This window comes from Actinoplanes couchii, from assembly GCF_016862075.1.
GTDB classification, from domain to species: Bacteria; Actinomycetota; Actinomycetes; order Mycobacteriales; family Micromonosporaceae; genus Actinoplanes; species Actinoplanes couchii.
Window position 1 is genome coordinate 19,318 of the sequence record NZ_BOMG01000135.1, and the last position, 10,269, is coordinate 29,586.

7 protein-coding genes are annotated in these 10,269 nt (G+C 73.5%); 3 read left to right on the forward strand and 4 right to left on the reverse strand.

The window, feature by feature from the left end:
* Position 1: 1 nt before the first annotated feature.
* Entirely contained in the window at positions 2-1,141 is a 1,140-nt protein-coding gene (locus Aco03nite_RS50315; protein WP_203809976.1) for an RCC1 domain-containing protein, read from the reverse strand.
* 123 nt (positions 1,142-1,264) lie between these two features.
* On the opposite strand from Aco03nite_RS50315, the gene Aco03nite_RS50320 reads away from it, so the two are divergent.
* The gene (locus Aco03nite_RS50320) at positions 1,265-5,809 is read left to right on the forward strand and encodes a diguanylate cyclase (protein ID WP_203809978.1); all 4,545 of its coding nucleotides are present in this window, start codon (positions 1,265-1,267) and stop codon (positions 5,807-5,809) included.
* On the opposite strand, the gene Aco03nite_RS50325 is transcribed toward Aco03nite_RS50320, so the two are convergent.
* On the reverse strand, positions 5,760-6,221 hold the full coding sequence (locus Aco03nite_RS50325) for a MarR family winged helix-turn-helix transcriptional regulator (RefSeq protein ID WP_239146108.1): 462 nt from the start codon (positions 6,219-6,221) through the stop codon (positions 5,760-5,762). The two genes, Aco03nite_RS50320 and Aco03nite_RS50325, sit on opposite strands and share 50 nt — an antisense overlap.
* Positions 6,222-6,341: 120 nt before the next feature.
* Here Aco03nite_RS50325 and Aco03nite_RS50330 point away from each other — a divergent pair, with 120 nt between their 5' ends.
* The gene (locus Aco03nite_RS50330; protein ID WP_203809980.1) at positions 6,342-7,247 is read left to right on the forward strand and encodes an NADP-dependent oxidoreductase; all 906 of its coding nucleotides are present in this window, start codon (positions 6,342-6,344) and stop codon (positions 7,245-7,247) included.
* On the opposite strand, the gene Aco03nite_RS50335 is transcribed toward Aco03nite_RS50330, so the two are convergent.
* Positions 7,237-7,845: a VanZ family protein gene (locus tag Aco03nite_RS50335; RefSeq protein WP_239146109.1), complete on the reverse strand. Its 609-nt coding sequence runs from the start codon at positions 7,843-7,845 to the stop codon at positions 7,237-7,239. The genes Aco03nite_RS50330 and Aco03nite_RS50335 overlap by 11 nt on opposite strands.
* A 174-nt stretch (positions 7,846-8,019) precedes the next feature.
* Between Aco03nite_RS50335 and Aco03nite_RS50340 the strand changes: the two genes are divergently transcribed.
* Positions 8,020-9,216 (forward strand): MFS transporter, encoded by a 1,197-nt coding sequence (locus Aco03nite_RS50340; RefSeq protein ID WP_203809984.1) that lies wholly within the window; start codon positions 8,020-8,022, stop codon positions 9,214-9,216.
* Here the strand turns inward: Aco03nite_RS50340 and Aco03nite_RS50345 are convergent.
* Positions 9,213-10,269: penicillin-binding transpeptidase domain-containing protein (locus tag Aco03nite_RS50345; protein WP_203809986.1), on the reverse strand; the 1,057-nt coding region annotated here is incomplete at its 5' end. The genes Aco03nite_RS50340 and Aco03nite_RS50345 overlap by 4 nt on opposite strands.

The following is a 10,269-nucleotide window of genomic DNA, read 5'->3' on the forward strand; positions in this document are numbered from 1 at the left end:
GTCAGGAGAGCGTGACCACGACCGGGGTGGTGCGGTCGGCGGTGGTGCCGTCACCGAGCTGACCTGATGCGTTGTTGCCCCAGCACCAGAGCGAGGCGTCGGTACGGGTACCGCAGCTGTGGTAACTCACCGCGAAGTCGGCGGCCCACGTGGCGGCGGTGCCGACCCGCGCCGGGGCGTACCGGTTGACCGTCGTCCCGTCGCCGAGCTGCCCGGCCATGTTGTTGCCCCAGCACCACAGACTGCCGTCGGTACGGGTGGCGCACGCCGTGTTGTCCCCGGCCGCGACCCGGCTCCAGGTGTTCACCGTACCGGTCTGCACCGGGGTGGTCTGGTAGATGCCGGTCTGACCGAGCTGCCCGTACCCGTTCTCACCCCAGCACCACAGCGTGCCGTCGGTGCGGACGCCGCAGGTGAACGTGTACCCGGCGGTCACGCTCGCCCAGGTGGCGGTGCCGACCTGCTCGGGGGCGGTGCGGTAGCTGAGGATGCCGAGTCCGAGCTGGCCGCTGGTGCTGTCACCCCAGCACCACAGGGTGTTGTCGGTCCGGGTCGCGCAGGTGTGGGCGTACCCGGTGGTGACGCTCTTCCAGGTGTTGACCGTGCCGACCTGGATCGGGGTCGTGGTCTGGTAGACGACGTCCGGGGTGGTGCCGAGCTGGCCGAACCGGTTGAAGCCCCAGCACCAGAGGGTGCCGTCGGTGCGGACCGCGCAGGCGTGGCTGTCGTTGGCGCTGACCGTGGCCCAGCTGGCGGTGCCGACCCGGACCGGCGCGGACCGGTTCGTGAACGTGCCGTCGCCGAGCTGGCCGCGGGTGTTGGCGCCCCAGCACCAGAGCGCGCCGCCGGTGCGCAGCCCGCAGGTGTAGGACGTGCCGGCTTCCAGGGCGGTCCAGTCGGTGGCGGTGCCGACCCGGACCGGCGCGGGCCGGGCCGTGGTGGTGCCGTCGCCGACCTGGCCCCGGCCGTTGCCGCCCCAGCACCAGAGCGCGCCGCCGGCCGGGATCGCGCAGGTGTGCGAGTAGCCGGTGGCGACCACGGCCGCCGAGCCGGTGGCCGCGGACGCCGGGCTCGCGACCGCCACCACCGCTCCGGCGACCATCGCCGCAAGGGCGATCCCGATTCTCCAGATTCGACGCATGTGCCACCCCTGATTCTCTGGGAGCGCTCCCAGAACCGTTTAAAAGTTAATACCATCGACATCGGATATTGAACAGAGTCGTTACTTCTCAGCAGGTGGCCCCGGGATGCCGATCAGGAGGTAGTGCTACCGCGACAGCAGGCGCTCGTCCTGCGCCGCCTGGCCGGCGTGCCGGGCGTCCCGGTGCTCCCCGGCGCGGAACCCGGCGAAGAACCGCTGACCTGCCCGATCCTCGATCCCGGCGCGCTGCTCGACACCGCGGCCGAGCTGACGTCGATCGTGGCGGCGTTGCACGAGCGTGGGGTCCTGCACAAGAACATCACCCCCGCGGCGGTACGCCGGACCGGCCCCCGCCTCGTGCTCGGCGACTTCGAACTGGCCACCACGTACCCCCTCGAACGGCCCCGGTTCACCCACCACCGGGACATCACCGGCACCCTGGCCTACCTGGCCCCGGAACAGACCGGGCGCACCGGCCGGCCGGTCGACCAGCGCTCCGACCTGTACTCGCTGGGCGCCACCCTGTACGAGATGGCCACCGGAGCGCCGCCGTTCGGGGCCGGCGACCCACTGCGCCTGCTGCGGGACCACCTGACCCGGGTGCCCGATCCGATCGGCGACCTGGCTCCCGGCGTACCGGCGATGCTGGGGTTGATCGTCGCGAAGTTGCTGGAGAAGGACCCGGAGAGCCGTTACCAGAGCGCCGAGGGGGTGCTGCACGACCTACGGCGGCTGCGGACCGATCCGGGGGCCGTCTTCCCGCCCGGGGAACGCGACTTCCCCTGGGAGCTGACCGCCCCGTCCCACCTGGTCGGGCGGTCCGCCGAGGCCGGGGCCCTGGACCGGGCGCTGGCCGGGGCGATCGGCGACGGCGGCCGGGTGGTGGCGCTCGGTGGGCCGCCGGGGGTCGGCAAGAGCGCGCTGGTCGACGGGCTGCGGCCGTCGGTGGCCCGGGCCGGCGGCTGGTTCGTCGCCGGGCGGTTCGACCCGGCCCGCCCCGGACCGGACGCCGACGGGCTCCGGCAGGCGTTCCGCACCCTGGCCCGGATGCTGCTCGCCGAACCCGCCGCCGACCTGCAGCGCCTGCGCGAGCACCTGACCGGCACGCTCGGCGCGAACGCCGGGATCCTGGCCGCGGTGGTCCCGGAGATCGCGACGGTGCTCGGCATCGTCCCGGACGGCACCGCCGACGACCCGGTCACCGTGCACACCCGGCTGATGCGCAGCGGCCTGGAGGTGCTGCGCGCGGTGGCCGGGCCGGACCGCCCGCTGGTGATGGTGATCGACGACGCGCACTGGGCCCAGGGCGCGGCCGTCGAGTTCCTGGACGGTGTCGTCGGCACCGGCGGCATCCCCGGGTTCCTGCTGGTCGCGGCGTACCGCGACGACCAGCTCCCGGCCGCGCACCCGCTCGCCGCCGCGCTGGCACGCTGGCGCTCGGCCGACCCGGTGCCGGCGATGATGACCGTCGCCCCACTGCCGGCCACCGCGTCCGGCACCCTGCTCCGGGAGATGCTGCGGCTGCCCGTCGACAGGTACGCCGACCTGCTCACCGACGTCGCCGTCCGGTGCGACGGCAACCCGTTCGAGACGGTCGAGCGGGTCAACGCGCTGCGCCGGGGCGGGGCGCTGCGGCCGGACGGCGACGGCTGGGTGTACGACCCGCTCCGCGCCCTGTCGGTCGACGCCGGGCCGGCCGCGCTCACCGCCCGGCTGCGGTCCCTGCCGGAGGCCGCCCGGCGGCTCACCGAACTGCTCGGCTGCCTCGGCGACGACGTCACCACCGGAACGCTGGCCACCGCGGCGGCGTGCACCGAGGAGCAGGCCGGGCAACGGCTGCGCCCGGCGATCGAGGCCGGACTGGTCGTCGCCGACCAGGAGTGGGAGACCTACGGGTTCCGCAACGACCGGATCCGGCAGGCCGCGCACGACGCGGTGCCCGCCGCGGACCGGGCCGCCTGCCACCTGACCACCGCCCGCCGGCTCGCCGCACGGCCCGGCACCGAAGCCGTGGTGGCCGAGCAGTACCTGCTCGTGCTCGACCTGGTCGAACCGGGCGCCGAGGCGGCCGAGGTGACCCGCCGGCTGTGCGACGCCGCGGCGCACGCCCGCCGGACCGTCAACTTCAGCCTCGCCGACCGGGCGCTGCTCGGCGCGGCCCGGCTCGCCGCCGGAGACCCGGTCCTGCTCGGCCGGATCGCCGTCGAACGGCAGGCCGCGCTGCTGGCGATGAGCCGGTTCGAGGAGGCCGCCGAGATCTACCGCGGGCCCGCCCTGGACGGCGCCGAACCCGCACAGCGGCTGGCCGCCGCCGACCTGTACATGACCGCGCTGATCTGCCAGAACCGGTTCGCCGAGGCGCTGTCGACCGGGTACGCGGCGCTCACCGCCCAGGGCCTGTCGCCGTCGGTGGCCGACGACGAGACCGGTCTGATGGCCGACGAGATGATCACGTGGGCGGCCACCGGCAGCGCCGAGGACGACGCCCGCCGGGCCCGCGCCCACGACCCCCTGGCCCGGATCATCGCCCGGTCGGTGCAGGCCGCCTGGTTCCTCGACGACCCGCTGCACCCGTGGCTGATCCGGGCCGCCGCCCGGCGCTGGCGCACCGAAGGACCGTCGGTGGCCCTGGCCGGCGCCCTGGTCAACGCGCACTTCGTGCTGTCCCGGCACCGGGACGACTACACCACCGGGTACGACATCCTGCACCGGATGCTGCGGTTCAGCGAGATCCTGCAGGCCGAACCGGACGCGTCGTACATCCGGTTCCTGCACACCGTGACCCTGGCCCCGTTCTTCCAGCCGTTCCCCGCGGTGGTCGCCGCGGCCCGGGACGTGCACGACCGGCTGGTCCGCGGCGGTGACCTGACCAACGCCGGGTTCACCGCACCGGCCGCCGCCACCCTGATGATCGACTACGCCCCTCTGGCGGCGTACCGGGCCGAGACCGACCGTGGCCTGGCGTTCGCCGAGACCACCCGCAACGGGCCGGGCGCCCAGAACCTGGAGATCCACCGGCAGGTCGCCGCGGTCCTCACCGGCGACCAGGACCGCATCGACGAGCAGGCCCTGGCCGGCGCCGTCGGTGCCGCCGCCATCGCCAACCACATCTACCAGGCGCTGGTGGCCCTGATCCTCGGCGACGACCCGGCGCTGCAGCGGCACTCGGCGCGGGCGGCCGCGATGATCCCGGCGTTCAGCAGCATCCCGACCGTCTTCTCCGCCCACCTGATCCGGGCGCTCGCCCTCGCCGTGGCCGGGCACGGCGACACTCCCGAGTTCGCCGCCCACCGGGACTGGCTGACCCGGCGGGCCGCCGACTCCCCCGGGGAGTTCGGGCACCTGGTGCCGTGGCTGCACGCCGAACAGGCCCGGGACCTCACCACCGCGGTCCGCTGGTACGACCGGGCCCAGCGCGCCGCCGACGAACGGGACCGGCCGTGGCATCAGGCCGTCATCGCCGAACGGCACGGGCGGCTGCTGCTGGCGTACGGGCTGACCCACACCGCGCACGTCGTGCTCGCCGACGCCGCCGAGCGCTATCTGCGCTGGGGCGCCCTGCGCAAGGTCACCGACCTGCGGATCGAGTTCGGGCTGGCCGTCGACGACCGGCGCGACGCCCCGGAACAGGCCGCCGAACTGCTCGCGGTGCTGCGGGCCGGGCAGGCGATCAGCTCGGACACCGGGCTCGCCGGGCTCAGCGGCCGGGTCGGCGCCATCCTCACCGACCTCACCGGAGCGGAGACCGTGCACCTGGTCATCCACGACGCCGAGCACCGGGACTGGCGGCTGCTCACCCCCGACGGCGTGCTGCGGCACCTGCGCGGCCCCGCCCTGGTGCCGCTGACCGTGGTCCGGCACGTGGAACACACCCGGCAGCCGCTGATCGTCACCGACGCCACCCGGGACGTCCGGTTCGCCGCCGACCCGTACCTGCGGGCGGTGCCCCGGTGCGCGCTGCTGGTGGTGCCGGTGGACCGGGGCGGGCAGCCCAGCGCCGTCCTCGTCCTGGAACACCGGCAGCGGCCCTTCGCCGGCCACCACCAGCGCACCGTCGCCCTGCTCACCGGCCAGCTCAGCGTCTCGCTGCACAACGTGCTGCTCTACGCCGGGCTGGAACGCCAGGTCGCCGACCGCACCCGGGAACTGGCCACGGTAAACGCCCGGCTCGCCGAACAGGCCGTCACCGACGTGCTCACCGGCCTGCCCAACCGCCGCCGGCTGGCCACCTCGGACGGGGCGACCGCCGCCGCGATGATCGACATCGACCACTTCAAGAAGTACAACGACCACTACGGGCACCAGGCCGGGGACGCGTGCCTGCGGGAGGTCGCCCGGGCGATCAGCGGCGCGGTCCGGATCGGCGACGTGGTGATCCGGTACGGCGGGGAGGAGTTCGCGGTGCTGCTGCAGGACGCCGACCAGGAGGTGGCGATCCTGGTGGCCGAGCGGATCCAGGCGGCCATCAGGCGACTCGGGCTCCCGCACGCCGCCGCGCCCGCCGGCGTGGTCACCGCCAGCATCGGGGTCGCCTGCTCCGGTGACGCCTCCCCGGAGAAGCTGATCAGCCGGGCGGACGAATGCCTCTACCGGTCCAAACGCGACGGGCGGGACCGCATCACTTCGGGCGGCATGCCGGAACCAGGGAATACAGGATCTCGCCGGTGATCTCGCCCAGCTGCCGGGCCTGCTCCGGGCTCAACCGGTCGAAGAGATGCTCACGCACCGTGGCGTAGTAGGCCGGGGCGCACTCCTCGACCTTGCGCCGGCCGTCGTCGGTCAGCGAGGCCAGCGTGAACCGGGCGTCGGCCGGGTCCGGGCGGCGGACGATCCAGCCCCGGGTCTCCAGGCGGGCGGCGATCCGGGACAGGTGCGAGGGGGTGACACTCGCGGTCTCGGCGAGATCGCCCATCGTCCGGGTGCCGCTGTCGCACTGCTCCAGCCAGCGCAGGATCTGGAACTCGTGATGACTCAGCCCGTGCCCCTTCAGCGCGGTGTCCAGCGCACCGGGAAGCCAGAGCACCACACCGACCAGGGACGTCCAGGCCGCCATCTCGACCTCGCCCAGTTGCTCCTGCACTCGCGCACCGTAACACCCGGCGAGTTTCCGCGGAAAGTGATCCTCGAGACACTTGCCGCGGAAAATGATCGACTCTACGTTAGTTTCCACAGCAACCGTTCCCCGTTCTCAGGAGTTCCCATGCGCGCCGCCCGCTTCCACGAGTACGGCCCCGCCGACGTTCTGGTCGTCGAGGACGCCCCGGAACCGCACGCCGGCCCCGGCGAGATCCGCATCCGGGTCGCCGCCGCCAGCGTCAACCCGATCGACTGGAAGATGCGCGACGGCGCCCTGCAGCAGTACTTCCCCGTCGACCTGCCCGCCATCCCGGGCCGGGACGCGGCCGGCACCGTCGACGAGGTCGGCGAGGGCGTCACCGGCGTCGCGGTCGGTGACACCGTCTTCGGTCTCGGTGGCCTGGTCGGCGCCAGTGCCGAGCACTTCGTGCTGACCGCCTGGGCGCCGGTGCCCGCCACCTGGACCGCGGAGCAGGCCGCCGCCGCGGGCCTGGCCGTCGCCACCTCGGCCGGCGCCCTGAACGACCTCGGTGACCTGACCGGCAAGACCCTGCTGATCGAGGGCGCGGCCGGTGGAGTGGGCAGCGCGGCCGTGGCGATCGCCGCCGCCCGGGGCGCCACCGTCATCGGCACCGCCAGCGCCGGCAAACACGACTACCTGCGGTCGATCGGCGCCGTCCCGACCACGTACGGCCCCGGCCTCGCCGACCGGGTCGCCGCCCTCGCGCCCGGCGGTGTCGACCTGGCCCTGGACGCGGTCGGCTCCGGCTCGCTGCCCGACCTGGTGGCCATCGCCGGCGACGCCGCCCGGGTCGTCACCGTCGCCGACCACCTGAACGCCGGCAACCTCGGCGTGCGCCACCACTCGGCCCAGAACGACTCCGCCCTGCTCGCCGAGGGCGCCCGGCACGGTGCGAGCGGCGCCTACACGCCGCACATCGCCGAGACGTTCCCGCTGGAGAAGATCGCCGACGCGCACACGCTGGCCGCGACCGGCCGCACCCAGGGCAAGATCGTCATCACTCTCTGATCGCCGGGGCCGGCGCCGGCCCGGCCGCGTTCGTCTCCGGGCCACCGGCCACGTTCGCCTCCCGGCCACCGGCCGCGTTCGTCTCCCGCCACCAGCGGCGGGAGGCCCACGCGGCCAGGCCGGCGCCGGCCGTGTTCAGCAGCACGTCGTCGATCGACGAGACCCGGTCCAGGCGCAGCACGTACTGCAACGTCTCGACCAGGACCGAACCGGCCGCGCCCACGACCAGCATCCGCCGGATCGAGGCCAGCGCCGGGAACCGGATCGGGCCGAAGAAGCCCAGCGCCGCGAACACCAGCAGGTTGCCGACGACCTGCAGGGCCGCGGCGAGCGGGCTGCCGGACAGCACCTCGATCAGGTCACGCAGCGGCACCAGGTTCACCCGCGGCTCCCGGCCGGCCGGGCCGTTGTTCGGCAACAGGATCATCCACAGCCACGGGACCGTGCCGTAGACGATGCCGACCTCGGCCAGCGACCGCCGCCACGGCCGCGGCTCACCGGCCCGGCGCCGGGCCAGGACCCAGACGGCCAGCCCGGCCAGCGGCAGCGCCGGCACGGTCAGGATGACGACACCGGTGATCGTCCCGAACAACTGCATGCCCGTTAGTCTGACCGACATGGACCACACACCCGGTAGCCACCGCACGCGCTGACGCACCGGCCGTCCCCGGCCAGGTCATCGCGTGCTGCCTTCGACAAGCGCGGCACAGCGAGCATCCCCGTCCGTTCCGTGGGCGGGCCGTGTTCTCCGGCAACCCCCGAGGGGTCCGCTGTGCGCTCCGCGTTCCGTCGTTTCTGGATCGGTCAGACCGCTTCCCAACTGGGCGAACACTCCTGCCTGGTGATCCTGCCGCTGATCGCCGTCATCAGCCTCGACGTGGGTGGCGCCCAACTCGGGGCGCTCCGGGCGGCCGGTCAGGTGCCGGTCCTGCTGGTGTCGCTGCTCGCCGGCGCCGGGATGGACCGGTGGCGGGCCCGCACGGTGCTGGTCACGACGGACCTGATCCGGGCTGCCGCCCTGATCGCCGTCGCCGTCGCCGCCCTCACCGGCACGCTCGGCCTGCCGATGCTGGCCGTGGCCGCCTTCACCGTCGGGACGATGTCCGTCTTCTTCGACGTGGCCTACCACGTCTACCTGGTGCGGCTGCTCCCCCGCGACCGGCTGCCGGGTGGCACCAGCGCGGTCGAGGGCAGCCGGTCGGCGGCCCAGATCGGCGGGCCCGCGCTCGGCGGAACCCTGGTCTCGCTGCTCTCGCCCCCGGTGGCCGTCCTGTCCGGCGCCGTGTTCTTCACCCTGTCGGCGCTGGCGATCGGCGGCATCCCGTGGCGGGAGCCGGCTCCGCCGCCGACGGCCCGGGGACGCATCAGGGACGGTATCCGTTTTGTCGCCCGGAACCCGGTGCTGCGGACGGTGGCTCTCGCGTCGGCCGCGTTCCAGTTCTTCCTGGCCGGGCTGATGACCGCGTACCTGACGTTCCTGACCCGGGAGCTGCACCTGGACGGGACGGCCGTGGGTCTGTCACTGGCCGCGGCCGGGCCGGGCGCGCTCCTCGGCTCGCTGCTCGCGGCCCGATTCGGCTACGGCGTGGTCCTGGTGACCGCGGCCGCCGCCGGTGACGGGGTGATGCTGTTCCTGCCCGTGGTGCACGGCCCGCCCGCGGTCACGGTGCCACTGCTGATGACGATCAACTTTCTTTTCGGTACGTTCGGCCAACTGGTCAACGTCACCGCCACGGTCGTCCGCCAGTCCGTGACCCCGGCCGGCCTGCAGGGCCGGGTGGCCGCGACGATCACCTTCGCCGGGCTGGGCCCGGCACCCCTGGGTTCGGTGCTCGGCGGCCTGTCCGCGGACCACCACGGCCTGCGTCTCACCCTGCTGGGGACAGCCGCCGGCATGCTGCTGTCCCCGATCCTGATGGCCCGGTCCCCACTCGGCCGCTGGACCGACGTCCGCGGTCAGGACACCTAGTTGCGCCGTGGTGGAGTGTTGCCGCCGGCGCCCGGGCCCTCCGGCTTCTCCTCCTTGTCCGGGCCGCTGCTGATCTCCAGGACGACCACGCCGTTCTTGACCGTCCGGCCGGACGGGTTGGTTCCGGCGACGCTTCCGGCGGGGCAGCTGGAGGGGACGTCACTGCCGCGGGAGACCGAGAATCCGGCGTTCTCCAGGCGGTTGGTGGCCGCGGAGACCGAGTCACACGTCACGTCCGGGATCGAGCGCTGCTCGCCGTACGCGATCTTGGTGCTGCCCGGTTTCTTGAACTGCTGCCGAGGTTTGCCGTCCATGTAGTCGGCGACCGTCTCCCACACCGCGGGGTTGATGATGTCGTGGTCCATCTGGTCGGTGTGCCGCGGGAAGTCCGGGTTGGCCATGTAGCCGGCGACGACGATCTTCGTGGTGCCGACGATCAGCGAGGCGGTCTTCGACGCGTCGGTGGTGCCGGACTTGCCGAAGATCGGGTGGCCGACGGCGCCCCGGGCCCTGGGCGCGGTGGCCCCGTTGCAGCTGCCCATCTGGGCCGAGTCGCCGACCGGGCACCGGGCCGCGTCGAGGGCGGCGCGGGCGACGTCCTTGGTGGTGGCCTGGATGCAGTGCGGCTTGCCGACGTCGATTTTCTCGCCGCCCTGCGTGGTGATCCTCTCGACCGGGGTGGGCACGCAGTACTTGCCGTCACCGGCCAGGGTGGCGTAGGCGTTCGCCATGTCCAGCGGGGTGGACTGGGTGACGCCCAGGGAGAACGCGCCGAACATCTCGGAACCGCCCTCCTTGGTGGTCAGCTTCGCCTCGGTGGGATCGCGGAACTGGACGCCGAAACGCTTGGCGACCGCGATGACCTTGTCCGAGCCGACCCGCTCCTGCAACGGGATGAAGTACGTGTTGATCGACTTCGCGAAGGCGGACCACATGTTGTAGAGGCCCTCACCGCCACCGCCGGAGTTCTTCGGACAGTAGTAACCACCGCAGGACGCCGGGCCGGGGCCGGCCGGGTAGCCGGACTTGTACACCTTCTGCGCGGCGATCGGG